The organism is Micromonospora alfalfae, from assembly GCF_022230925.1.
Taxonomy (GTDB): domain Bacteria; phylum Actinomycetota; class Actinomycetes; order Mycobacteriales; family Micromonosporaceae; genus Micromonospora; species Micromonospora alfalfae.
The window spans coordinates 17,081-41,943 of sequence record NZ_JAKKFH010000019.1 but is presented as its reverse complement, the minus strand read 5'-3'; the positions used below and the strand labels follow the sequence as shown (position 1 = coordinate 41,943).

Genomic DNA, 24,863 nt, shown 5'->3' with positions numbered 1-24,863 from the left:
TATCGAACGGGGCCACACTCTTGACACGCTTTGTGGCCGGGACCACACTTGCGCCACTCGGGCCGGCCGCACAGCGGACAACGGTCCGGATTCCCCTCGTACTCCGAAAGGAATGGGTGGCGAATGAGCGCAACCGACCGGCCGGTGGTCTTCCGTAACGGCCTGGTTCTCACCATGGACGACGCGCGCACGGTGCTGCCCGGCGCCGACGTGCTGGTCGTCGGCGGCCGGATCGCGCAGGTCGGTGTCGGCCTCACCGCACCCGACGACGCCCTGGAGATCGACGCCACCGACGGCATCCTCATGCCCGGCATGGTCGACACCCACCGGCACCTGTGGCAGACCGCGATGCGCGGGTACGGCGCCGACTGGACCCTGACCCAGTACTTCGTCTGGTACTACCTCGAGTCGGGCAAGCTGTTCCGGCCCGAGGACGTCTACGCCGGCAACCTGCTCGGCGCGATCGAGGCGATCGACGCCGGCGTCACCACCACTGTCGACTGGTCGCACGGGTTGCAGACACCCGAGCACGCCGACGCCGCAGTGGACGCCCTGGAGGCGGTCGACGGACGGTTCGTGCTCGCCTACGGCAACATCCAGCAGGGGCCGTGGGAGTGGGCCACCTCGCCGGAGTTCCGCGACTTCCACCGCCGCCGCATCGACGGTGGCAAGCTGGCCGGCTTCCAGTTGGCGTTCGACGTCACCGGCGACCCCGCCTTCCCGGAACGGGCCGCGTTCGAGGTGGCCCGGGAGTTGGGCGCCGCGGTCACCACCCACGCGGGCGTGTGGGGCGCCACCAACGACGACGGTATCCGGCTGATGCACGAGAACGGGTTCATGACCCCGTCGAACGTCTACGTGCACGCGGCGACGCTCACCCAGGACTCGTACAACCGGATCGCCGCGACCGGCGGCTCGGTCTCCGTCTCGACCGAGAGTGAGCAGAGCGCCGGCCAGGGCTACCCACCCACCTGGCAGTTGCGCCACCACGACATCCCGGTGTCACTGTCGATGGACACCAGCGTGTGGTGGAGCGGCGACCTCTTCTCCGCGATGCGCAGCACGCTCGGCGCGGACCGCTCCCGGGAGCACCTGGAGGCGCACGCCAAGCAGGAAACCATCACCCACTGCCACCTGCGCGCCGAGCAGGTCGTCGAGTGGGCCACCCGGGGTGGCGCCCGTGCGCTCGGCATGGACGCCACAATCGGCGCGCTCACCCCCGGCCGCCAGGCCGACGTCGTGCTGATCAAGAACGACGCCTCGCCGGCGATGTTCCCGATCCTGAACCCGCACGGTCACGTCGTCTTCCAGGCCCAGCGTGCCGACGTGCACACAGTGCTGGTGGGCGGCCGGGTCGTGAAGCGCGACGGCCGCCTCGTCGGCGTCGACCTCGCCGCAGCGCGGGCCACTGTGGCGGCGACCATCGACCACCTGCGCGAGACGATGGGGGAGCAGGCGTGGCAGCGGGGAATGAACCCGGACATCCCCGAGACCGCGATCCTGGAGAACCCGTACCAGTACACCGAGTGGGACGCCGGGTCGGCGCAATGGAAGCATTAAGGACATGAGTGACAACGGAAGGGGCGCCGGACCCGACTTCATCGAGGCTCTCGCCCGTGGCCTCGACGTCCTGCGCTCCTTCCGTCCGGCCTGCCCCTCGATGACGCTCAGCGAGATCGCCACCGCCACCGGCCTGGCCCGCCCCACCGTCCGGCGCATCCTCATCACGCTCGAATCGCTGGGCTACGTCCGCGCGGTCGGCCGCGGCCACACCCTCACCCCGCGCGTCCTGGAGCTGGGGATGGCGTACGTCAACGCGCTGAACATGTGGGACGTGGCCCGGCCGCACATGGAGAAGCTCGTGGCGCAGACCAACGAGTCGACCTCGATGGCCCAGCTCGACGGCAGCGACATCGTCTACGTCGCCCGGGTGGCCGTCCCCAAGATCGTCACCCTGGGCGTCACCATCGGCACCCGCTTCCCGGCACCGGCGACGTCGATGGGCAAGGTGCTGCTCGCGGCCCTCCCACCGGACACGCTGGCGACCGTTCTCGCCGAGCCCAGCCGCTCCGGCATCACACCGCGCTGGCAGCCCGCGCCGGGCGACCTCGACGCCGTGCTGCGCGAGGTCCGGGCGAAGGGCTGGGCGCTCGCCGACCAGGACCTGGCCCCGGGCATCCGGTCCGTCGCCACCGGCGTACGCGACGGCGACGGGCGGGTCGTCGCCGCCATCAACGTGACAGTGCACGCCGCCGAGACCTCGCTGGAGACCCTGCGCGAGGAGCACCTTCCGCGGTTGTTGCGCGCGGCCGCCGACATCGGGCACGACTGGGCGCTCACCGCCGCCGTGCCGGTGGTCACCGTCTAGGGCGTTCCCTGTCGATCATGGTGTTCCGTGGATCGTCCGGGGCAGCGCCGACACCCGACCGGATGCCATAGTGCCGCGATGAAGGCGGACCTGCACAGTTACTTGAAGGGCGGCCGCGAGTCGCTGCTGTGGAAGCTCGACGGGCTCGGCGAATACGATATTCGGCGTCCGTTGACCCCGACCGCGACCAACCTGCTCGGTCTGGTGAAGCACTCGGCGGCCATGGAGATCCTCTACTTCGGCGTCGTGTTCGGCCGACCGTTCGAGCAGGAGCTGCCGTATGTCGGCGACGGCGCGGAGACCAACGCCGACATGTGGGCGAGCGCGGACGAGACCCGCGAGGAGATCGTGGCACTGTACCGTCGCGCGATCGCCCACGCCGACGCCACCATCGAAGCCCTTGCGCTGGATGAGATCGGCCGCGTGCCGTGGTGGGGCGATGTTGCTGTCACGTTGCACCACGTCCTGGTCCACGTCATCGCGGAAACACAACGGCACGCGGGCCACGCCGACATCGTGCGCGAACTCATCGACGGCGCGGTCGGGCTGCTGTCTGAGAACGACAACCTGCACCCGGCCGACGAGTCGTGGTGGCTGGACCACCGCCAGCGAGTTGAGCAGGCTGCCCTCGACGCCAGCAAACGCGGCAACTAGGTTCGCTGCCGATCGTTCACCCGCGCTCAGGTTACGGGCGGCCTGCCTGCCTGCCCGCCTGCCCGCCGGCACGGTCTGCGGCGGCGGCTCATGCGGCGGCCCAGGCGGCGGGTCCGGCCGACGAACGGAGACTCCGCGCGGACGCCCCCGACGCCCAGGCCGGGCCGATCGAGCATTGATCATGGTGACTGAAAAGTGTCGTACACCTGTTCTAGTCTCGGGTCATGGTCGAGGAGTTGGCGCAGGCAGACGACGCGGTCGCCGCCTGCGTCGACGCCGCCACCTGGGCCCTTACCGAGCACGACCTGATCGCCGCGCTCGACGCCGCGCACCGCCTCGAGCAACGCCTCGCCGCCGTGAAGCTAGCCCTGATCCGTGAGCTCGACGGCCGCGGCACCGCCACCGCGCAGGGCGCCTCGTCGACCGCGGTGTGGCTGCGCGAACGGTTGCGCCTCACCATCCCCGCCGCCCGTCGTCTCGTCGACCTCGCCACCGCCCTCGACACCGGCAACCCAGGGGTACGACAAGCGCTAGCCGACGGGCAGATCAGCCTCGATCAGGCCCGGGTCATCGCCTCCACCGTCAACACCGTGCAGACCACCGCTGGTCCCGAGGCGGCCGACAAGGCCGTCGGTGTGCTCACCGACTGGGCCGGGCAATTCGACCCCACCCACCTGCGCACACTCGGCACCCGCATCCTCGATCACGTCGCCCCCGACCTCGCCGACGCCGCCGCCCGAGCCGCCCTCGAAGCTGACGCACGGCGGGCCACCCGCGACCGACACCTCACCCTCTCCGAGCAGACCGACGGCCGCCTGCGACTCACCGGCATCCTCGATACCGAAACCGCCGGGCTGTTCCGCGCCGCCATCGACCCGTTGAGCACGCCCTCGGGCGCGGATGACTCCCGGTCCGCCGGGCAACGCCGCCACGACGCCCTCGCCGACATCTGCCGGCTCGCCCTGCGGACCAGCGAGCTGCCCGAGCACGGCGGCGACCCCGCGCAGATCGTCGTCACCGCCACCTACGACGAACTGACCCGGCAGTTGGGCGCTGGCACCCTCGACACCGGCCTGCACCTCACCCCGGAAACGGTTCGCCGCCTTGCCTGCGACGCCACCGTCCTCCCCGCCGTCCTCAGCAGCACCGGCCAACCACTCGACGTCGGCCGACAACGCCGTCTCATCTCAGGGCCGCTGCGACGCGCCCTCGTGCTGCGTGACCGCGGCTGCGCCTTCCCCGGCTGCGACCGACCACCACGCTGGTGCCACGCCCACCACATCCACCACTGGGCCGACGGCGGCACCACCAACCTCGACAACAGCGTGCTGCTCTGCGGCCACCACCACCGACACCTGCACCACAGCGACTGGACCGTGCGACTCGCCGGCGACGGCCACCCCGAATTCGTGCCACCCGCCTGGCTCGACCCCGAACAACTCCCCCGCCGCAACCACTACCACCGACGAACGTGAGCACCAGCAGCGTCCAACGATCATGTGCCAGCAGGCCAGCCCAGTACGCCCTACTTCCGTGCGGTTCACCAAGGCGAAGCGAGGTGCGCGGCCAGGGCTCGGCACGCCCCACTCTCAGCCAGTCACTCGGGGCGGAATGCGGCCCTGCCGCACGCCGCGCCTGTGGTTGACGTGCCAATCGTTACGACGGTGATCACGTAGTCGCCAGCCAGCCAGCCAGCCGTTGGCCGGTGCCGCGTTGGCCCGTGCCGTGCTGGTCCGTGCGGCGTTGGCCGGTGCCGTGCTGGTCCGGGCCGCGTTGGCCGGTGCCGCGTTGGCCGGTGCCGTGCTGGTCCGGGCCGCGACCCGCCGCCGGCTCGCGGTTCTGCCGTCTGATCGACACCCCGACGTCCAGTCACAGTCGTACGGCCGTTCGGATGCGACGCCCGGCCGTCACGAAATCCGGCGGCGAATCGTCACAGCTGGCGGTTAGTCTTCCTCCGCGCGTCGTCGTCCTGGCACGACGCGCCCCCGCGCCCGGTTGGCGCGGCATCGCCGCCACCGCCCACCGTCGGCCGGCTCAATCGACTTCAGGAGAGTTAGTGACACAGCAATCCATCGCGACATCGGACAAACTCGACGCTGCGGTGCTCAAGGTGGCGGGCGTCGTCGTCCTTGGCGCGATCATGTCGATCCTCGACGTGACGGTGGTCAGCGTGGCGCTGCCCAAATTCCAGAGCGAGTTCGACGCGTCCTACGCCCGCGTGGCCTGGACCATGACCGCCTACACCCTCGCGCTCGCCACAGTGATCCCGCTCAGCGGGTGGGCGGCGGACCGGTTCGGCACCAAACGGCTCTACATGGTGGCGCTGGCCCTGTTCACTATCGGGTCGGGGCTCTGCGCCATGGCCGACACGATCGGCGAGCTGATCGGCTACCGGGTCCTGCAGGGCCTCGGTGGCGGCATGCTCATGCCGCTGGGCATGACCATCATGACCCGGGCCGCCGGGCCGCACCGGATCGGCCGGTTGATGGCCGTCCTCGGCATCCCGATGCTGCTGGGGCCGATCGGCGGCCCGATCCTCGGTGGTTGGCTGATCGACACCGCGAGCTGGCACTGGATCTTCCTGATCAACCTGCCGATCGGCCTGATCGCCCTGGTCTACGCGCAGGTCGCGCTGCCGAAGGACGCGCCCGAGCCGTCCGAGTCGTTCGACTTCGTCGGCATGCTCATGCTCTCGCCGGGTCTCGCCCTCTTCCTCTACGGCATCTCGTCCCTGCCGGAGGCGGGCACCTTTGCCGAGACCAAGGTCTGGGGCCCGATGCTGGTCGGCGGCGCGCTGGTGGTGGCGTTCGTGCTCTACTCGTTCAAGCCCCGGCACCCGCTGCTCGACCTGCGGCTGTTCCGCAACCGCAGTCTGACCATCGCGTCGGTGACGATGTTCGTGTTCATCATCGCGTTCATGGGCGCGGGCCTGCTGTTCCCGAGCTACTTCCTGCAGGTGCGCGGTGAGTCGACGCTGGCCGCCGGCCTGCTGATGGCCCCGCAGGGCATCGGCGCGATGATCACCATGCCGATCGCCGGCACGCTGGCCGACCGGGTGCCGATCGGGCGTACCGTCCCGTTCGCGCTGGGTCTCATCGTCGTCGGGTTCTTCGGTTTCACCCAGGTCGACCCGCAGACCTCGTACTGGCTGCTCGGCGGGTCGCTGTTCGTGATGGGTCTGGGCATGGGCGGCACGATGATGCCGATCATGACGTCGGCGTTGCGGACGTTGCAGGCGCAGGAGGTGGCCCGCGGCTCGACGCTGGTCAACATCCTCCAGCAGATCGGCGGCTCGGTCGGCGCCGCCGTGATGTCGGTGATCCTCACCAACGAGCTGAACGGCTCTCGGCCGATCCCCGGCCTGGTGGACGAGAACGGCAAGCCGGTCACCGAGGCCGGGCTGGCCATCGCCTCCCAGCAGCGGCCGGAGCTGCTTCAGCAGATGCCGGTGGACCCGTCGCTCATCGAGCGGGGGCTCGACTTCGCCGCCAAGTCGTTCGCCAGCACGTTCTGGGTCGCGTTCGCGTTGGTCGTGCTCACGCTCATCCCGGCGGCGTTCCTGCCGCGTCGGCGTCAGCCGGCGCAGCTCGACGACCCGCAGGGCGAGCAGGTCAGGACGCCGGTCGTCATCCACTGACCGGTCCCGCCGCGCCCGGCACCCACTGAGGTGCCGGGCGCGGCGGGTACGGCGTCAGCGCAACGGACCGTCGCCGGGCCCGTCCGGGTCCTCGACGACGTGGATCGCCGCTTCCTCCGCGCTGGCGGCACCCGCGTCGATGCCGGCGTCCCACGCCACCGACTCGGCCTCGTCGTCCTCGCGGACACCCTCGTCGTAGGCGACGAGACGGCCGGCGCGTGCCTCCGCCTCGTACCCCCGGCGGGTCAGCTCGTCCTCGTCGTCGCCACCCTCGGCGTACGGGTCGACATCCGGCACCTCCTGGGCGAGGTGTTGCTCCAGCGATTCGCCCGCGCGCTCCTCGGCTGGCGTGGTGCCGAACCGGTTTGCCGCCGTCCAGTGGTCCTCGGCGATGATGCCGGTGTCGAGGGGGTCGCCGACCCGGTCGTCGTCGAGGGTGTCGGAGGCGTCCAGGACGCCGTCGTCCTCAACCACGTTCCACTCGTCGACGGAATCCATCCGTTCGGTCTGGCTCACGGTGGTCTCCTCTTCGTCACGGTGCAGCAAAGCGCTCAGCCTATGACCGTGCAACGCGCCAGCATCCCGAGGCCTGCCCGTTGTGACGAACGAACCTCGGGGCGGGCGGCGCCGCTGTGGGTCAACGCTTCAGCAGCTCCGCCACAGCGTCGGTGAACTCCACCGGCTGCTCGATGTGCGCGAAGTGTCCGCTTCGCTCCAGCGTCACCAGCCGCGAGTCCGGAAGCCCCGCGTGCAACTGCTCGGCCCAGCGGGGGCCGCAGATGAAGTCGTACGTTCCGACGATCACCACGACGGGCACGGTGATCTCACCGAGGTTCTCCCGCACGTCGAAGGGCGTGGGGTCCTGCGCGCCGGCCGGCGTCGCCCAGATCCGGACGGCCGCCTGAAACGGGGCGAACTCGTCCTGTCGCCCCCAGAAGTCGGCGAAGTACACAGGCAGGGCGGCGCGCAGAGCGGCCCCCAACGACTCGTTGTCAGTCGCGCCGCCGATCTGCGCGAAGGCAGCCGGGACCGCCGCCGCCTCCGGCCGGTCCGGGTGCCGCTGCGGGTAGGCGGCGAGGCCGGCCATGGCCTCGCCCCAGAATTCGGCTCCGGTGACGGGCGAGGTGTCGTACAGGGCGAGGCCCGAGATCCGATCCGGGTGGGCCAGCGCGTACCGCTGGACGACGAAACCACCGTGCGAGTGCCCGAGGAGGTATACCCGGGGTTCGCCGAGGTGCTCGACGACGGCGTGCAGGAACCGGACATACGTGTCGAGACGGTAATCGTCGGGATTGTCGAGCTGCCCTGACGCGCCAGTGCCCACCGGCTCGACGTAGACCATCGTGAAGTGCGTCTCAAGGCTGGGCGTCCGCAGGTACTCCCACTCGATGCCCGGGCCGCCGGAGTGCGCCACGCAGACCGGGCCGGTGCCGGCGACGTGGTAGACCTGCCGAACGCCATCCACTGTGAACGTGTGGGCACCGGGTGCGAGGGCGCTGACGTCGTGGCTGGTGAAACCCATGAACTATCTCCCGATCCGAGACCCGCGCGGCGTCCGCCGACACGGCGACTGGTGCATGACGCGGACCAGATGCGCGGGGCGCGGGAAAAGTTCGCTCGGTCGGAGAAGTTTCTTCAGACCAGCGCGGGGACGGGGTGGAAGAGGGTGAGTTGGCGTACCCGGCCCTCGCGCAGCACCTGCAACCACAGTGCCGCCGGTGGGCAGTGCTGTGGGTCGTCGGGTGGGCTGATCAGGTCGGTTTCCCAGATCAGCACGTCGCCGCTGGCCACCACGTTGCGCAGCCGCTGACGTACCCCGGCGGTCAGGTCGCGGTTCATGCCGTTGATCGCCAGATCACGGCCACCGCGCGGGCCGCCCGGCACGATCATCTCGGCGTCCGGCCACCAGCTCTCGCGGACCACCCGCTCGAAGTCGCCGCCCATCGCCGTGGTGATCATGTCGTGGCCCGCCCGCCACCGCGAGTCGTTCGAGGCGGTGACGTCCGTGTGGGCGGCGTCCGCCGCCGCCCGCAGGCCGCCGGCGAGCGCCCGGCGGGCGTGGCTGAGGCGGCTGCGGACGGTGCCGACCGGCACACCACACACTGCCGCGATCTGGTCGTACGAGGACGCGTCGCTGAAGTACCGCAGCAGGGTGACGAGCCGGTCAGGTTCGGACAGTTGCCCCAGGGAGTGCCACACCCAGTCGCGCATCGCGGCCTGGTCCAGTGCCTCCTCCGGGGTGGGTGTGTCGGCGGGGCGGGTGAACCACTCGGGTTCGGCGACCGGGACGGCTCTGGGCCCACGCAACGTCATCCGGCTGTTGTTGCGGACGATGGCTCGCAACCACTGGCCGACGGCGTTCGGGTCGCGGACCTCGCCGATGCGACGCAGGGCGACGACCATCGTGTCCTGCACCGCGTCCTCGGCGTCCGGTCCGTAACCGAGGACGCTCAGCGCGACGGCCCGCATCCCGGCCTCGTGCCGGGCCAGCAGTGCCCCCAGCGCAGCCGCGTCTCCCGCCTGCGCGAGTACGACCAGCTCTCCGTCGCTCTGCGTCACGCCCAGTTCCTCCCCGAAACGCCTGTTCTGAACGCTTGTGCTCCACCAAGCGTACGGCGGGCCGGCGTGCCGATGCCCCGGGCCGTCGACCGTCCTACGCTGCGGACGGGCTGGCGGCGCGGGTCGCCCGGGAGCCGATCTGCCGCAGGTGCGCGATCAACTCCGGAGGCTCGTGCACCTCCATGTCGTAACCGAGGGTCAGCAGGTGCCACGCCAGCCACTCCAGAGTGTCGGCGTTGCTGCGCAGGCTGACGCCGAGCCGGGTCGCCAACTCGCTGCCGGGCCATTCGCGGGGCGTCTGCAACAGCGACAACAGGCCCAGCAGTCGGCCGGGGGTGTCGGACATGATCCCAGAATGCCAGCGATGTGTGCCAGAAGCTGTCCTACATGGGCCGTAGCGTTCGGGGCATGACGCCATTTCGCAGGCCTGGAACGACTCGCCGGTCGGGCTGCTGGCCTGGATGATGCAGACGTTGAAGGAGTTCACCATGACGGTGTCGACGCCGGAACAGGCCATCGACCGGGACCACCTGCTCACCAATGTGAGCCTCTACCCGGGCAGCCACTTCGTGGCGATGGACGAGCCGCTGGCGCACGCGGCGGACATCCGCGCGTTCTTCGCGGGCCTGCGATGATCGAGCTGACCTGGGCTCAGGTCTCCGCTCGACGTCTTCAGCGGCACCGGCTCGACCCGTCGGCCGCGCCGACGGCACCGGACGCCGCGCGCGTCGCCGACGTGGTGTCGGCGATCTGCGGCGCGCACGCCCAGATCGCGTCGGCCGCCGAGCTGTCCATCGGGCTACGGCTGCCGGGCGCGACCCGCGCCCTGGTGCGCCGATCACTGTGGACCGATCGCACAGTGGTCAAGACCCGGGGGCCACGCGGGACGGTGCACCTGCTCGCCGCGGCGGACCTGCCGATGTGGGTCGGCGCGCTGTCCGCGTTGCCGGCCCCGTCGTGGGAGCGAAGTGTGGTCCTGCTGACGCCCCGGCAGACCGAGCAGGTCCTCGCGGCCATCGCCGACGCGGTCGCCGAGGCCGACCTGACCACCGCCGAGCTGACCGAGGAGATCGTCGCCCGTACCGGACCGTGGGCGGGTGACCTGGTCATGGAGGCGTTTCAGGACAAGTGGCCCCGGTGGGTCGCGGCGATGACCGCCGCCACCCGGGCCGGAGTGGTCTGCTTCGGCCCGAATCGCGGTCGGGCCAGCACGTACACCAGCCCAACCCGGTGGCTGCCCGACTTCGCGCCGATGCCCGGCCGGGCCGCTCTGGCCGCCCTCGTCCGCGGCTACCTGCACGCGTACGGGCCGGCCACCCCGGCACAGTTCGCCCGGTGGCTGGCGGTGCCCCCGGGGTGGACGACGGTGCTGTTCGACTCGCTCGACCTGACCGAGGTGACGGTGGAGGGCACCCGGGCCTGGGTGGCCACCGACGACACCGAGTTTCCCGACGACCGGCCGTCCGGGTTGCGGCTGCTGCCCTACTTCGACGCGTACGCGGTCGGCTGCCACCCCCGCGAACGGCTCTTCCCCGGTGCCGCCGCCGAGCGGGCGCTCGCCGGTGGTCAGGCCGGCAACTATCCGGTGCTGCTGGTCGACGGGGTGGTCGCCGGTGTGTGGCATCAACGCCGCTCCGGCCGGTCGATCCGCGTCACCGTCGAGCCGCTGCGGCCGCTCGATGCCGCGAAGCAGCGGGCGTTGGGGGAGGAGGTCGAACGGGTCGGCGAGATCCTGGAGGGCACGGCGTCGCTGACCATCGGCACCGTCAGTGTCGGCCCGCACGCCTGAGACCACGCTGGCCAACCGGCTGAGTCAAGATGAGGGGGTGCACCCCGAACCGGTCGACCACGCGCCCCGGCAGACGTTCCCCTGGGCGCTCCTGCGCCAGCGCTGGGATGACCTCACCTTTCTGCACTGGGCCGTCGCTCCGGAGGCGGTCGCGCCGCTGCTGCCCGCCGGCACCCGTCCGGACACCCTGGACGGGGTCAGCTACGTCGGCCTGATCGGTTTCCGGATGGTCGGGCTGGGCCTCGGCCGGGGGCCGGGGGTGCCGTACTTCGGCACCTTCTGGGAGACAAACGTCCGGCTCTACTCCGTCGACGACGCCGGCCGCCGAGCTGTCGTGTTCCGCTCGCTCGACGCGTCCCGCCTGCTGCCGGTGCTGGTGGCGCGGGCGACGCTGCGCCTGCCGTACCTGTGGTCGTCGATGCGGTTGGATCGCGACGGCGACCGTCGCACCTACCGCTGCCGGCGACGCTGGCCGGGGCCAGCGGGCGCGACGAGCCGGATGGTGGTGCGGGTGGGGGAGCGGATCGTCGAGCCGACCCCGCTCGAACACTTCGTCACCGCCCGCTGGGGGCTGCACACCCGGGCGTACGGGCGCACGCTGCACCTCCCGAACTGGCATCCGAGCTGGCCACTGCACCGGGCCGAGATGCTGCACCTGGATGACGAGTTGGTCGCCGCCGCCGGGCTACCGGCACCGGTCGGGCCACCGGTGAGCGTGCTCTACTCGCCCGGTGTCGGGGTCAGGTTCGGCCCGCCGGTGGCGGCCCGGCCACGCGGTGCCGGGCCGCCGGAGCCTCAGTAGCGGCCACCCTCGGGTGCGGGCAGCGCGTCCAGGTCGGCAAGGTCCTCGGCGCTGAGCCGCACGTCAGCGGCCAAGCAGTTGTCCACCAGGTACTTCGGGGTCTTGGTGCCGGGGATCGGGATGACCTGGTCCCCCTGGGCGACCACCCAGGCGAGGGCGACCTGCGCGGGGCTGAAGCCGGCCCGGTCGGCGATCTCCCGGACCCGGGCGACGATGGCGAGGTTGGCGCGCAGCGCGTCCTGCTGGAAGCGCGGCAGGCCGCGCCGGAAGTCGTCGGCGGGCAGGTCGTCGAACGAGGTGAACCGGCCGGCGAGGAAGCCGCGACCGAGCGGGGAGAACGGCAGGAAGGCGATGCCCTGCTCGGCGCAGTACGGCAACACCTCGGTCAACGGGTCGCGCGTCCACAGTGACAACTCGGACTGCACCGACGCCACCGGGTGCACGGCCTGGGCCCGCGCGATCTGCGCGACAGTCACCTCGGACAACCCGAGCTGCCGGGCCTTGCCCGCCGCCACGACTTCGGCCATCGCGCCCCAGGACTCCTCGATGGGCACCTCCGGGTCGACCCGGTGCAGTTGGTAGAGGTCGACGTGGTCGGTGCCGAGCCGGCGCAGGCTCTCGTCGATCGCGGCGCGGATGTGCTCCGGGCGGCCGTTGTTGCCGATCTTCGGCAACTTGCCGGTGTCGCCGGTGGGGGAGGTGGCCACCAGGCCGACCTTCGTGGCCAGTACGGCCCGCTCCCGGTGACCGCCGGCCAGCGCCCGCCCGACCAGCTCCTCGTTTGTGTACGGCCCGTACACGTCCGACGTGTCGATCAGTGTCGCGCCCAGGTCCAGTGCCTGTCGGATGACGGAGATCGACGTGTCGTCGTCGTGAGGGCCGGTGATGTCGTAGGCGTGGCTCATGCCCATGCAGCCGAGGCCGATGACGCCGACCTCGGGTCCGGTGCTGCCCAGCGTGGTGGTTCGCATGCGCCCACGCTACGACTGGCCCGGCCGACCCGCATCGCCGAGCGGGGCATTGATGTTCCCGGGCAGGTGACGACTCTCACCGGATGTGGACTCGGGAGTCCGGTACGGTGGGAGCTAAGCGGACCTGCGAGTCCGGATATGCCTGAGAGTGACCCACGAGGAGCCCCATGACCTACGTACGGATCAGTGACGCCCTGCGCGCTGTGGTCTTCGAGCCGACGCGCGACCTGACCGAGGCGCTCGACGAGTTCTACGCCCCCGACTACACCCACCGCAGCGACGGCGAGACCCTCGACCGGGCCGGATTCGTCGAGATGGTGACCCAGGTCCGCGGTCAGATCGTCAGCGGCACCGTGCGGGTCCTCGACGAGCTGCGCGACGGTCTGCGCTACGCCGAACGACACGTCTACGAGATCACAGTGGCCGACGGGTCGACCGCCCGGCGGGAGATCACCATCTTCGGGACGTACGCCGAGGACGGCCGCTTCCGCCACCTCAGCGAGACGGGTTTCGACCTGCCCGCCTGACCCCACCTCGACCACCAACAAAGAAGAGAGAGCCATGCCCCGCCTTACCGACCCCGACCCGAACACGATTCCGGCCGACGTCCGCGCCGTTCTGTCCGCCGTGCCGCCCGACCCGATGGTCAAGATGCTGACCCACTCGACCGGCACCGTGAACCTCTTCATCCAGCTCGCGAGGGCGCAGTTCACCTCGTTGGAGCTGCCCGCCCGCTCGCGGGAACTGGTCATCCTCACCGTGGCCGCGCACACCGGGTGCGAGTTCGTGGCGGCCCAGCACGGCCCGATGTCCGCGACGGCCGGCGTCGACGAGCGCACCCGGGGGATCATCAGCAGTCGGGACATCGACAACCCGCACCTCTGCGCGTACGACCGCACGCTCATCCGGTTCGCCGCCGAGGTGGTGCGGTCACCGCGCGTTCCCGACGACCTCTTCGACCAGGTGCGGCACATCCTCAGCGAGCGCGAGATCGTCGAGGTGCTCCAGGTGATCGGCTACTACTGGTCGTTCGGACGGGTGGCCACTGTGCTCAACGTCGAACTCAGCACCGTGTACGGCGACGAGCCGCTGCTGACCGACGAGACCGAGCGGGCAGACTGAGGCGATGACCGCGCCGACGCCGAGCGACCCGGATACCCCCCATCGGCGGCTGGACGCCCGTCGCAACCAGGAGCGGGTCATCGCCGCCGCCCGGGAGCTCTTCAGCGAGCAGGGTCTCCAGGTGACGGTGCCGCAGGTGGCGGAACGGGCCGGGGTGGGTCGCGCGACTGTGTACCGCAGCTACCCCAGCAAGGAAGACCTGATCGTCGCTGTCGTCCAGCGGCAGTTCGAGGAGTTGGAGCAGCGCATCCGCGCGGCGCTCGACGGCGTCGACGCGTACCGGGAGTGGTGTTCCTTCGTGCCCGACCTGTTCGGACGCCTCGCCCGCGACCGGGTCCTCGCCGACGCGTTCTTCGAGGGCAGGCTGGTGCCCGCCGCGCGCATCCTGGAACTGATCGGGCAACTGGTGGCGGCAGCCCGAGCGTCCGGCAAGATCCGCCCGGACGCCGGGGAGCTGGACATCCGGGTAATCCTCTGCGGAGCGGTCCGGCAGCTCATCGTGCTCGACGAGCGCGACCCGGCGGTGTGGCGCCGCTACGCCGACCTCGTGCTCAACGCGCTGCGCCCCTGACGGCCACGGCTGACACTGGGAGAAAGCTCGGCCGACGTGTCGAGGACGGTAGCGCGGCTTCGACAACGTGTTGAGGGCCGGAGACAGCCGGCCTCGCCGACAAGCCGACACCCCACGGACCGAGGAGCGGATCGATGACGAAGGTGACGACCGGAGCGACGATGTCGTTGGACGGCTACATCGCGGACGCGTCCCACGGCGGCTTCGAGTATCTCTTCCAGTGGTACGAGAACGGCGACGTCGAGACGCCGACGGTCGACCCCGAGCTGACCTTCCGGACGTCCGCCGCGAGCGCCCGGCACCTGCGGGCTCGCACCGAGCGCACCGGCGCGCTCGTCGTCGGCAGGAGGCTCTTCGACATCACCAGCGGGTGGGGTGGCCGGCATCCGTTGGACGTGCCGGTCGTGGTAGTCACGCACAGCGTGCCGGAGGGCTGGGCACCCGAGAACGACTCCTTCGTCTTCGTCACCGACGGCATCGAGAGCGCCATCGCCCGGGCGAAGGCGATCGCCGGCGACAAGGAGGTCGGCGTCAACGGCGGCACCATCGCCGCCCAGGTCGTCGAGGCCGGCCTGCTCGACGAGGTGCACGTCGACCTCGTCCCGGTCCTGCTCGGCGCCGGCATCCCGCTCTTCGCCGACCTGAGGATCGCGCCACTTCAGCTGGACGGTCCGTTCAGCGTCGTCGAGGGCGATGGCGTCACCCACCTGGCCTACCGGGTACGCCCAGCGGCCTGAGCGCCGCGGGGGCCAGCGCCCCCACCTTGCTCCCATAGTCATTGATCGATATTGTGCGCGCAGGCGCCGCCCCGCCTCAGACCACCACCGTCGATCCGAAGCGGGTTCCGCATGCGCACACTGAGACTTGTCACGACCCTGGCCGTCGCCGGCCTGCTCGCCGGTGGGGTGGCAGTGGTCGCCGCCACACCGGCCAGCGCGGCGAGGGCCGTGTTCTCGGTGACGAACAACTGGGGCAACGGCTACCAGGGGCAGGTCACCGTCACCAACGACACCTCCGCACCGATCACCAGCTGGCGGGTCGAGTTCGACCTGCCGTCCTCCTCGGCGGTCAGCCAGTCGTGGAACGCGCAACAGACGACCTCGGGCAGCCACTACACCTTCGCCAACGTGTCCTGGAACGGCACCCTCGCCGCCGGCGCCTCCACCTCGTTCGGCTTCCTCGTCAACGGCACCGGCACCCCGGTCAACTGCACGGTGAACGGCGCGTCCTGCGCCGGCGGCCCGCCCCCGACCACGCCGCCGCCCACCACCCCGCCCCCGACGACCCCGCCGCCGACCACCGGCACGCCGGTCGAGCGACACGGGCAACTGCGGGTCTGCGGCACCACGATGTGCGACAGGTCCGGCGCGCGGGTGCAGCTGCGGGGCATCAGCAGCATGTGGCTCAACTGGGAGACGGCCCCGTACGCCGAGAACCTCTCCGCGTTGACCTGGATGCGCGACAACTGGAATCTCCAGGTGATCCGCGCGGCCATGGGCGTGGAGCCGGCGGGGGCGTACCTCAGTGACCCGGCCAAGGCGCGCGCGCAGGTGGAGACCATCATCAACAACGCCGTCACCGCCGGGGTCTACGTGATCGTCGACTGGCACGCGCACGAGGCGCAGAACAACCAGTCCCAGGCGGTGGCGTTCTTCGGTGACCTGGCCCGCCGGTACGGCCACCTGCCCAACGTCATCTGGGAGCCCTACAACGAGCCGCTCCAGGTGAGCTGGACCAATGTCATCAAGCCGTACCACCAGGCGGTGGTGTCCGCGATCCGCGCCGCCGACCCGGACAACATCGTCGTGCTCGGCACCCCGACCTGGTCACAGGACGTGGACGTCGCGGCGGCCAGCCCGGTCACCGGCACCAACCTGATGTACACCCTGCACTTCTACTCCTGCACGCACGGGGCGTCGCTGCGCGCCAAGGGCGACGCGGCGATCCGCGCGGGTCTGGCGCTGTTCGTCACGGAGTGGGGCGCCAGTAACGCCGACGGCGGCCTCGACGGCCGGTCCTGTCTGCCGGAGGCGCAGTCCTGGATCGACTGGATGAAGGCGAACGGCATTTCCTGGACGGCCTGGAAACTCGACGTCGGCACCGACACCACGAACCTGCTCAGCCCGGGGGCGCCGGTGACCGGCGGGTGGACCAACTACCTGCACGGCCACGCGCCGTTCGTGGTGGCGAACATGAGGTGATCCCGGCGGCGCCTTGACCGGGATTGTTCGAATCGAGACTGCTGATGTCGGGGTGTCCAGGCCGGCGGGACACCCCGACATCACCGACCCCCAGCACGACCACCGTCGCAGGGTCAGGGGGTGAAAGCCCGCCGGTACGCGGTAGGGGTGGTGGCGAAGGCCCGCTGGAAATGCGCACGGAGGTTGGTCGCCGTGCCCAGGCCGGTGCGCCGTGCGACCTCGTCGATGGTGATTCCGCCGTCCTCGAGCAGAGTGCAGGCGGCGCGCAGCCGTTGCTGGATCAGCCAGGCTCGTGGGCTCATCCGAAGCCGACTCTGAAAGGCACGGTGCAGCGTACGGCTGGACATCACACCCTGCCGGGCAAGGTCCGCGACGGTGATCGGGCGGTGCAGATTGCCGCTCGCCCAAGCGGTGACAGCGGCCAACTCGTCGTCCGGACCCGTTACGTCGACCGGAATGAACTGGGCCTGACCGCCGGCCCGGTGCAGTGGTGTGACCATGTGCCGGGCCCGTTGGATGGCGACAGCCTGCCCGTGGTCGCGGCCGACGAGGTAGAGGCACATGTCAAGACCGGCGGCGAGTCCGGCGCTGGTGAGCACCTTACCTTCGTCGATGTAGAGCGCACCCGCGTCCACTGACACCAGTGGGTGCTCGTGGGCGAGCGCGTCGGCGTGCGCCCAGTGGGTCGTCGCGCGGCGGCCGTCGAGCAGACCGGCCTGGGCCAGCGCGAAGGCGCCGGTGCAGATCGACGCGATGCGAGCGCCACGACGGTGGGCGAGCCGTAGCGCTTCGAGGGCGCGCGTCGGTGCCGGGCCACGGCGGAACCCGGGCACGATCACCGTGTCGGCATCGTCGAGGGCGTCAAGCGTCGCGGCGACGGTCAGCTCCAGGCCGGCGGTGGTGGTGGTGACCGAGCCACCGTCCAGTGCGCACACAGTCATCGCGTACCGACCGTGGCCCTCGTGGCCGAACACCTGCGTCGCGATGGTCAGATCGAAGGCGACGACTCTGGGCAGGGCGAGAACGGCGACCTGATGCGTGGCGGAACTCTTACGCATGATGGCAAGGATGCCACTCGTCGCCGCCCGCTCGACGGGAGATTCTGGGCCGTATGCGAATCGAGATCGTGGTGTTCGACGGCTTCGACGAACTGGACGTCTTCGGGCCGTTCGAGGTGTTGTCGATGGCCGGTTTCGACGTGGCGCTGGTCGCCGTCGAACGGTCGGGGCTGGTCACCAGCATGCGGGGCGTCCAACTCCAGGTCCCCGAGGTGCTGGGTCGGGCCGACGGTGTGATCGTCCCGGGTGGCGGATGGCTGAACCGGGCGCCCGAGGGTGCCTGGGCGCAGGCGCAGCGCGGTGTGCTGCCGGCGAGGCTGGCCGCGCTGGCACCATCGGCCCGGTGGATGGCGTCGGTGTGCACCGGTGCGCTGGTGCTCGCGTCCGCCGGCCTGCTGACGGGTCGGCGGGCGACCACCAACCGCAACGCGTACGACGAGTTGCGCGCGCACGACGTCACAGTCCTCGACGAGCGGGTGGTCGACGACGGTGACCGGGTCACCGCCGGCGCGCTGTCGGCCGGACTCGATCTGGGCCTGTGGCTCACGGAACGGGAACTCGACGCCGCCACCGCCGACCGGGTCGCTGCGGCCATCGAGTACCGGGCTGCGCGACGCTGAGCAGCGCGAACAGAACGGGCGCGTCACCTTAACGCGCCGGAAACACCCCCGGTACCAACCCTGGGAACGCTCGTCGGACAGCCAGACCACCGACACGCGAACCGGGGTGACAATGGCCGACAACACCACGAACGCGCCGACGTACGACGAGCCGGTGGGCCGGTCCGGCAACGGCCGGACGCTGCCCACCCCCCGTACGAATCCGGTCCTGTCGCTGGACGACGGCGACCCGGCGGACCTGGCCACGATCGGGGTGGAAGAGGAGTTCCACGTCGTCGACCTGCACACCCGGGAGCTGGTGCCCCGCGCCGGGGAGTTGCTCGACCGGTTGCCGGCGGCCTCGTTCACCGCCGAACTGCACCGCAGCGTGGTGGAGACCAACACCGCTGTCTGCCGCACCCTGGACGAGATCCGCGCCGAGCTGACCCGGCTGCGTCAGGCGGCCGTCCAGGTCGCCGACCGGGCCGGTCTGGGCATCGTGGCGGCCGGTACGGTGCCGCTGCGCGCCGACGGCGACCCGAGTGTCACCCCCACCTCCCGCTACCGGCGGATGCTCGACGAGTATCAGATGCTCGCCCGGGAGCAGTTGATCTGCGGCGCGCAGGTGCACGTCGGTGTTTCCGACCGGGACCTCGCGGTGGCGGTCACCCGCCGGGTCCAGCCGTGGCTGCCGGTGCTGCTCGCCCTCTCCACCAGCTCGCCGTACTGGATGGGTCAGGACAGTGGCTACGCCAGCGTCCGCTCCCTGGTCTGGCAGCGCTGGCCCACCGCCGGTGACCCGGGCGAGGTGACCAGCGCCGCCGACCACGAGGCGTTGGTCGCCGAGCTGATCTCTTCCGAGACCATCACCGACCCCGCCATGATCTATTTCGACGTCCGGCCGTCGGCGCACGTGCCCACGGTGGAGCTGCGGATCACCGACGCCAACCCCGACGTCGAGACCATCGTCCTGCTCACCGGTCTGTTCCGGGCGCTCGTCCGACGGGAGGTCGCCGCCCTGCGCGCCGGTGTGGAACGCACTGCCGTGCGACCACCGGTACTGCGCGCCGCCGTGTGGCGGGCCGCCCGCTCCGGGTTGGAAGGTGACCTGCTCGACCTGCCCCGGTCGGCCCGACCGGTGCCGGCCGCCCAGGCGGTCCGCCGCCTGGTGACCGACCTGCGCCCACAGCTGGTGGCGACCGGGGACTGGGAGCAGGTCAGCGAGCTGACCCGGTACGCGCTGGAACGTGGCAGCTGCGCCGCGCGGCAGCGGCGGGCGTACGAGCGACGGGGTCGGTTGGCCGACGTGGTCGACCTGCTGCTCGACGAGACCCGGGGCCGGGTCCGTGCTCCGCTGCCGGGTGCGCCGACACCGCCGGCGCTGCCCACGTACGTCGACGCCGGCGACGAGGTCTTCGGACCGGCCGGACCGCAACCGGCGTACGCCCCGATGCTCGCGGCCCTGCGCCAACTCGGCGCCGGGGCCCTGCGTCAACGCGAACACGACCGGGACGAGGAGCAGCGGGCCCGAGGCGTGACGTTCAGCGTGGCCGGCGAGGCGAGCACCCGGCTCTTCCCGGTCGACCTGGTGCCCCGGGTGGTGCCCGCCGCCGACTGGCGGACCCTGCGGACCGGCCTGGTGCAACGCGCCCGTGCCCTCGACGCGTTCCTGCGCGACGTCTACGCCGACCGTGCCGTGGTGGCCGACGGTGTGGTGCCGGCGTGGGTGGTGGAGTCCTCACCCGGGCTGCGCCCGACAGGCGCGCTCATGGGCCGTCGGGGCACCCGCGCCCAGGTGTCCGGCACCGACCTCGTCCGGGACCCGGACGGCGGCTGGTACGTGCTGGAGGACAACCTGCGGGTGCCCTCCGGGATCGGCTACGCGGTGCAGAACCGTCGACTGACCCAGGCGGTGTTGCCGGAGCTGCCGGTGCCGGAGGATCTGCTGCCCGCCGACGAGACGCCGGCGATGCTGTACCGGGCGCTGGTCGCCGCCGCGCCCGCCGCTGCCGACGACCCCGCCGTGGTGGTGCTCAGCGGCGGCCCCGGTGACCCGGCGTGGTTCGAGCATCGGCTGCTCGCCGACGAGATGGGTGTGCCGCTGACCGAGACCAGCGACCTGCTGGTGGAGGAGGGCCGGGTCCGACTGGTCCGCGAGGGCTGCCGCCGCGAGGTCGACGTGATCTACCTGCGGATGGACGAGGAGGCGCTGCTGCACGCGCCCGGCGCGGACGGGGTGCCGCTGGGCTGGCCGCTGCTCGCCGCAGTGCACGCCGGGCGGCTCACGCTGGCCAACGCGCTGGGCAACGGTGTCGGTGACGACAAGGCCCTGTACGCGTACGTGCCCCGGCTGATCGAGTACTACCTGGGCGAGAAGCCGCTGCTCGGGGACGTGCCGACGTACCTGTGTGGGCTGCCCGAGCAGCGGGCCGAGGTGCTGAGCCGGCTCGACGAGCTGGTGCTCAAGCCGGTCGACGGGTACGGCGGTGACCGGGTGGTGATCGGCCCCCGCGCCGAGGTGGAGGAGTTGGCCGCCGTCCGGGAGCAGATCCTCGCGGCCCCGCACCGGTGGATCGCCCAGGAGATGATCGCGCTGACCACCCACCCGGTCTTCGACGGCACGGCGCTGGCTCCCCGTCACGTCGACCTGCGGGCGTTCGTGTTCCTGGGTGACACCGCCGAGGTCGCGCCGGTGGCACTGACCCGGGTGGCGCCGGCCGGCAGCATGATCGTCAACTCGTCGCGCGGCGGCGGGTCGAAGGACACCTGGCTGCTCGGTGGAGCCGACGAACAGTCGGCGTAACCGACGCTTGACCCACCCGTCATCGGGACGCAACCCGGGCCGCCAAGCCTGGACCGGTCAGCGGCCCCCAGCGGATCCAGCCGATGAGAGGTGTACGCCATGTGCGGTATCGGAGGCGAGTTCCGCCTCGACGGAGCGCCGCCGGACCTGGCCGCCGTCGAGCGGATGCTCCCCGCCCTGGCCTCCCGGGGCCCGGACGGCGAGGGTCGGTGGCAGCACGGGCCGGTGGCCCTGGTGCACCGCCGGCTGCGCATCATCGACCTGTCCGACGCGGGCGCCCAGCCGATGGTCGACACCGAGCTGGGTCTGGCCACTGTCTTCAACGGCTGTATCTACAACTACCGGGAGCTGCGCGACGAGCTGACCACCGCCGGCTACTCCTTCCGGTCCACCTCGGACACCGAGGTGATCCTCAAGGCGTACCACAGGTGGGGGGCGGCCTGCGTCGAGCGGTTCTACGGGATGTTCGCGTTCGCCCTGGTCGAGCTGGACACGCACACGGTGGTGCTGGCCCGGGACCGGCTCGGCATCAAACCGCTCTACCTGGCCGAAGGGCCGGGCCGGGTGCGCTTCGCCTCGACAGTGCCGGCGTTGCTCGCCGCCGGTGACGTGGACACCGACCTCGACCCGGTGGCGCTGCACCACTACATGAGCTTCCACTCGGTGGTGCCGCCGCCGCGCACGATCCTCGCCGGGGTCCGCAAGCTGCCGCCCGCCACCGTGCGGGTGATCACCGCAGACGGCCGGAGCACGGACACCACCTACTGGCGGCCGGGGTTCAACCGGGCCGCCGTCCCCGCCATGTCCGCCAACGAGTGGCAGGAACGGCTCATGGCGGCGTTGCGCACCGCCGTACGACGGCGGATGGTCGCCGACGTGCCGGTCGGCGTGCTGCTCTCCGGCGGTCTCGACTCCAGCCTGATCGTCGCCCTGCTGGCCGAGCAGGGCCAGACCGGCCTGGCCACCTTCAGCATCGGCTTCGAGGCGGCGGCGGGGGAGAGCGGCGACGAGTTCCACTACTCCGACCTGATGGCCCGCCACTTCGACACCGACCACCAGCAGATCCGCATCGGCGCGAAGCGGTTCGTCCCCGCCGTGCACCAGGCCATCGCGGCGATGAGCGAGCCGATGGTCAGCCACGACTGCGTAGCGTTCCACCTGCTTTCCGAGGAGGTCTCGCAGCGGATCACGGTGGTGCAGTCCGGCCAGGGCGCCGACGAGATCCTCGCCGGCTACGACTGGTACCCGCCGATGGCCAACGTGGCCCGCGCGGACGCCGTCGAGGCGTACGCCCGGGTGTTCTTCGATCGTCGCCACGACGCGCTCGGCGGGCACCTGGCGCCCGAGTGGATGCTCGACCATGACGCCAGCCTGGAGTTCGTCGCCGCGCACTTCGGCGCGCCCGGAGCGGACACCGCGCTGGACGCGGCGCTGCGCCTGGACAGCCTGGTGATGCTCGTCGACGATCCGGTCAAGCGGGTCGACAACATGACGATGGCCTGGGGGCTGGAGGCCCGGGTGCCGTTCCTCGACCACGAGGTGGTCGAGCTGGCCGCGGCCTGCCCACCGGCCCTGAAGCTGGCCCACGGCGGCAAGGGGGTGCTGAAGGCGGCGAGCCGGGGCATCGTCCCGGACGAGGTGATCGACAGGCCGAAGGGCTACTTCCCGGTGCCCGCCATCCGGCACCTCTCCGGTCCGCTGCTCGACGACGTGCGGGACGCGCTGACCGCCGGACCGGCGCGCGAGCGGGGCCTGTTCCGCAAGGACTACCTGGAGGAGTTGCTGGACGCGCCGAACGCCCGGCGGACCACGCTGGGCTCCAACGCGCTCTGGCAGCTCGGGCTGCTGGAGCTCTGGTTGCAGCGGATCGGGGTTTAGATGAGCGTACGGATTGAGCCGCCGCGCACCACCCGGCGGCCCCGACCCGCCAGCCACCGGCCGGTGTCGCCGCCGGTGCCGATCAGCGAGGAGTTCGCCCCCGCGCCGTCCCCCGACGGCCGTCGGGTGGCGTTCCTCTCCGACCGGGCCGGCACGCCCGGCGTCTGGGTCTGCCAGGTCGACGCGGGTGCGCCCGTCGCGGTGCCAGTCGGTGACGAGCCGGTCCTCGCGCTGAGCTGGTCCCCGGACGGCCAGTGGTTGGCCTGTGTCGTCGCCCCCGGTGGCGCGCCCCGCACCGAGCTGTGGGTGTTACGCCCCGACGGCACGCGACGCCACCAGGTCGCCGGGTTCGGTCGACGCAGCGCCGCGCTGGCCGGCTGGCTGCCTCACGGCGCGGCGCTGGTGGTCACCGAGACCGACGAGCACGGGCAGGCCCTGCTGGTCGACGCGGCCACCGGTCACCGGCGGGTGCTCGCTGAGGGCGACCTGCTCACCCTCCTGGACGTGACCCCGGACGCCGCTGTGGCGCTGCTGCGCCGCGGCCCCCGTAACGCCCGCTGGCTGGAGGTGCTCGACGTCGCCACCGGCGTTCGGCGGCGGTTGTTCCCGGACACCGGGCGGGGCAGCACCGACCAGGGCTGGTTCGGCCCGGACGGAACGAGCGTGCTGGCCCGCACCGACGCGTACTCCGAACTCGCCGCGTTGGTGCGGGTCGACCTGACCCGACCGGAACAGCCGCCGACCCGGCTCGCCGGGCGACCGGACGCCGAGCTGGAACACGTCACGCCCAGCGCGGACGGGCAGCGCGGCGCGTTGCTGTGGAACACCTACGGCGGGCGCAGCGAGCTGAGCCTGCTCGACTTCGCCAGCGGTGTGCAGCGGGCCGTCACCGCCCCCGGCGAGGTGCTCGGCGACGCCGTCTTCGCCGCCGACGGCGGCCTGCTCTGCCTCACCGCGCAGGGGCCGGTGCAGCCCCGGGAGCTGTGGCTGGTCGACCCGTCGACAGGGGTGCCGCGCCCGCTGCGGCCGGCCACCGCCCCGCGCTCCGACGATGCCGGTGTCGCACCGCAACTTCTCGACCTGCGCGCCCGGGACGGGCTGCCGCTCTCCGGCTGGCTCTACCGCCCGGCAGGGCCGGGCCCCTGGCCGACCGCGATCAGCCTGCACGGTGGCCCGGAGGCGCAGGAGCGTCCCGGCTACAACCCGCTGTTCCAGGCCCTGGTGGCAAAGGGCATCGCGGTCTTCGCGCCCAACGTCCGTGGGTCGTCCGGGTTCGGCCGCTCGTTCGTCGCCGCCGACAACCTCGCCGGCCGCTACGGCGCGATCGCCGACGTGGCGGCCTGCGCCGACTTCCTCGTCGACGCTGGCGTCGCCCGGCCCGGCCAGCTCGGCGTTCTGGGTCGCTCCTACGGCGGATACCTGGTCCTCGCGGTGCTGGTGAACTTCCCCGGGCTGTTCGCCGCCGGGGTCGCCGAGTGCGGCATCTCCGACTTCCGGACCTTCTTCGCCGGCACCGAGCCGTGGATCGCCGCCGCCGCCGTCAGCAAGTACGGCGACCCGCACCGGGACGCCGATCTGCTGCGCGACCTCTCCCCGCTGACCCACATCGACCGGCTGGACGTGCCGGTGCTGCTGATCCACGGCGCCAACGACACGAACGTGCCGGCCGGCGAGTCCGCGCAGGTCGCCCAGGCCCTCGCCGACCGCGGTGTGCCGCACGGGCACCTGGTGCTCGCCGGGGAGGGGCACGACTTCCTGACCCGGACCAACGCCGAGGCGGCCCGTGCGGCCACCACCGGCTGGCTGACCCGGCATCTCGCCGCGACCGCGAGCGTCTTCGGCTGAGGCGTT

24 protein-coding genes are annotated in these 24,863 nt (G+C 71.5%); 17 read left to right on the top strand and 7 right to left on the bottom strand.

The window, feature by feature from the left end; genetic code table 11:
* Positions 1 to 123 precede the first annotated feature (123 nt).
* The 4 genes from MED01_RS16225 to MED01_RS16210 all read left to right on the top strand — a co-directional run bounded on the left by MED01_RS16225 (position 124) and on the right by MED01_RS16210 (position 4,497).
* A complete protein-coding gene (locus MED01_RS16225) occupies positions 124 to 1,560 on the top strand; it encodes an amidohydrolase family protein (RefSeq protein ID WP_238669406.1) in 1,437 nt (478 codons plus the stop codon).
* Positions 1,561 to 1,564: 4 nt separating this feature from the next.
* Entirely contained in the window at positions 1,565 to 2,368 is an 804-nt protein-coding gene (locus MED01_RS16220) for an IclR family transcriptional regulator domain-containing protein (protein ID WP_238669405.1), read from the top strand.
* Between the two features lie 78 nt (positions 2,369 to 2,446).
* Positions 2,447 to 3,022, top strand: coding sequence for a DinB family protein (locus tag MED01_RS16215; protein ID WP_238669404.1), 576 nt, complete (start codon positions 2,447 to 2,449; stop codon positions 3,020 to 3,022).
* Positions 3,023 to 3,246: 224 nt separating this feature from the next.
* Positions 3,247 to 4,497: an HNH endonuclease signature motif containing protein gene (locus MED01_RS16210; RefSeq protein ID WP_238669403.1), complete on the top strand. Its 1,251-nt coding sequence runs from the start codon at positions 3,247 to 3,249 to the stop codon at positions 4,495 to 4,497.
* A 193-nt stretch (positions 4,498 to 4,690) separates the two neighbouring features.
* Here the strand turns inward: MED01_RS16210 and MED01_RS16205 are convergent, their stop codons facing one another.
* Positions 4,691 to 4,879, bottom strand: a complete 189-nt coding sequence (locus MED01_RS16205; protein WP_238669402.1) for a hypothetical protein — start codon at positions 4,877 to 4,879, stop codon at positions 4,691 to 4,693.
* Positions 4,880 to 5,078: 199 nt separating this feature from the next.
* Between MED01_RS16205 and MED01_RS16200 the strand changes: the two genes are divergently transcribed.
* Positions 5,079 to 6,659: a DHA2 family efflux MFS transporter permease subunit gene (locus tag MED01_RS16200; protein WP_238669401.1), complete on the top strand. Its 1,581-nt coding sequence runs from the start codon at positions 5,079 to 5,081 to the stop codon at positions 6,657 to 6,659.
* Positions 6,660 to 6,713: 54 nt separating this feature from the next.
* Here the strand turns inward: MED01_RS16200 and MED01_RS16195 are convergent, their stop codons facing one another.
* From MED01_RS16195 to MED01_RS36350, 4 genes are all read right to left on the bottom strand, one after another.
* Positions 6,714 to 7,175: a DUF5709 domain-containing protein gene (locus MED01_RS16195; RefSeq protein ID WP_238669400.1), complete on the bottom strand. Its 462-nt coding sequence runs from the start codon at positions 7,173 to 7,175 to the stop codon at positions 6,714 to 6,716.
* Between the two features lie 121 nt (positions 7,176 to 7,296).
* Entirely contained in the window at positions 7,297 to 8,181 is an 885-nt protein-coding gene (locus MED01_RS16190) for an alpha/beta fold hydrolase (RefSeq protein ID WP_238669399.1), read from the bottom strand.
* 113 nt (positions 8,182 to 8,294) lie between these two features.
* On the bottom strand, positions 8,295 to 9,218 hold the full coding sequence (locus tag MED01_RS16185; RefSeq protein WP_238669398.1) for an RNA polymerase sigma factor: 924 nt from the start codon (positions 9,216 to 9,218) through the stop codon (positions 8,295 to 8,297).
* A gap of 94 nt (positions 9,219 to 9,312) precedes the next feature.
* Positions 9,313 to 9,564, bottom strand: coding sequence for a WCX domain-containing protein (locus MED01_RS36350; RefSeq protein ID WP_238669397.1), 252 nt, complete (start codon positions 9,562 to 9,564; stop codon positions 9,313 to 9,315).
* A gap of 142 nt (positions 9,565 to 9,706) precedes the next feature.
* Here MED01_RS36350 and MED01_RS16175 point away from each other — a divergent pair, with 142 nt between their 5' ends.
* The 3 genes from MED01_RS16175 to MED01_RS16165 are packed head-to-tail and all read left to right on the top strand — an operon-like array spanning position 9,707 to position 11,809.
* Positions 9,707 to 9,853: a hypothetical protein gene (locus MED01_RS16175; RefSeq protein WP_238669396.1), complete on the top strand. Its 147-nt coding sequence runs from the start codon at positions 9,707 to 9,709 to the stop codon at positions 9,851 to 9,853.
* A complete protein-coding gene (locus tag MED01_RS16170; RefSeq protein WP_238669395.1) occupies positions 9,850 to 11,007 on the top strand; it encodes a winged helix DNA-binding domain-containing protein in 1,158 nt (385 codons plus the stop codon). The genes MED01_RS16175 and MED01_RS16170 overlap by 4 nt, the downstream gene beginning before the upstream one ends.
* Before the next feature lie 37 nt (positions 11,008 to 11,044).
* On the top strand, positions 11,045 to 11,809 hold the full coding sequence (locus tag MED01_RS16165) for a YqjF family protein (protein ID WP_238669394.1): 765 nt from the start codon (positions 11,045 to 11,047) through the stop codon (positions 11,807 to 11,809).
* Here the strand turns inward: MED01_RS16165 and MED01_RS16160 are convergent.
* Complete coding sequence (locus tag MED01_RS16160; RefSeq protein WP_238669393.1) at positions 11,803 to 12,780, bottom strand: aldo/keto reductase; 978 nt, start codon at positions 12,778 to 12,780, stop codon at positions 11,803 to 11,805. The genes MED01_RS16165 and MED01_RS16160 overlap by 7 nt on opposite strands.
* Positions 12,781 to 12,947: 167 nt before the next feature.
* Here MED01_RS16160 and MED01_RS16155 point away from each other — a divergent pair, with 167 nt between their 5' ends.
* The 5 genes from MED01_RS16155 (at position 12,948) to MED01_RS16135 (ending at position 16,674) form a co-directional block, all read left to right on the top strand.
* Entirely contained in the window at positions 12,948 to 13,307 is a 360-nt protein-coding gene (locus tag MED01_RS16155; RefSeq protein WP_238669392.1) for a hypothetical protein, read from the top strand.
* A 34-nt stretch (positions 13,308 to 13,341) separates the two neighbouring features.
* Positions 13,342 to 13,902 (top strand): carboxymuconolactone decarboxylase family protein, encoded by a 561-nt coding sequence (locus MED01_RS16150; RefSeq protein ID WP_238669391.1) that lies wholly within the window; start codon positions 13,342 to 13,344, stop codon positions 13,900 to 13,902.
* Between the two features lie 4 nt (positions 13,903 to 13,906).
* Positions 13,907 to 14,473 carry a TetR/AcrR family transcriptional regulator gene (locus MED01_RS16145; RefSeq protein ID WP_238669390.1) on the top strand — a complete coding sequence of 189 codons (567 nt, stop codon included), beginning with the start codon at positions 13,907 to 13,909 and terminating at the stop codon, positions 14,471 to 14,473.
* Positions 14,474 to 14,607: 134 nt separating this feature from the next.
* The gene (locus tag MED01_RS16140) at positions 14,608 to 15,210 is read left to right on the top strand and encodes a dihydrofolate reductase family protein (RefSeq protein WP_238669389.1); all 603 of its coding nucleotides are present in this window, start codon (positions 14,608 to 14,610) and stop codon (positions 15,208 to 15,210) included.
* A gap of 111 nt (positions 15,211 to 15,321) precedes the next feature.
* Positions 15,322 to 16,674, top strand: coding sequence for a cellulase family glycosylhydrolase (locus MED01_RS16135; RefSeq protein ID WP_238669388.1), 1,353 nt, complete (start codon positions 15,322 to 15,324; stop codon positions 16,672 to 16,674).
* A 113-nt stretch (positions 16,675 to 16,787) separates the two neighbouring features.
* On the opposite strand, the gene MED01_RS16130 is transcribed toward MED01_RS16135, so the two are convergent.
* Positions 16,788 to 17,732, bottom strand: a complete 945-nt coding sequence (locus MED01_RS16130) for a GlxA family transcriptional regulator (protein WP_238669387.1) — start codon at positions 17,730 to 17,732, stop codon at positions 16,788 to 16,790.
* A gap of 53 nt (positions 17,733 to 17,785) precedes the next feature.
* On the opposite strand from MED01_RS16130, the gene MED01_RS16125 reads away from it, so the two are divergent.
* The 4 genes from MED01_RS16125 (at position 17,786) to MED01_RS16110 (ending at position 24,857) form a co-directional block, all read left to right on the top strand.
* On the top strand, positions 17,786 to 18,352 hold the full coding sequence (locus MED01_RS16125; protein WP_238669386.1) for a DJ-1/PfpI family protein: 567 nt from the start codon (positions 17,786 to 17,788) through the stop codon (positions 18,350 to 18,352).
* Between the two features lie 112 nt (positions 18,353 to 18,464).
* Positions 18,465 to 21,134: a carboxylate--amine ligase/circularly permuted type 2 ATP-grasp protein gene (locus MED01_RS16120; protein WP_238669385.1), complete on the top strand. Its 2,670-nt coding sequence runs from the start codon at positions 18,465 to 18,467 to the stop codon at positions 21,132 to 21,134.
* Between the two features lie 99 nt (positions 21,135 to 21,233).
* Positions 21,234 to 23,012, top strand: coding sequence for an N-acetylglutaminylglutamine amidotransferase (locus MED01_RS16115; protein ID WP_238669384.1), 1,779 nt, complete (start codon positions 21,234 to 21,236; stop codon positions 23,010 to 23,012).
* Positions 23,013 to 24,857: a S9 family peptidase gene (locus MED01_RS16110; protein ID WP_238669383.1), complete on the top strand. Its 1,845-nt coding sequence runs from the start codon at positions 23,013 to 23,015 to the stop codon at positions 24,855 to 24,857.
* Positions 24,858 to 24,863: the final 6 nt, after the last annotated feature.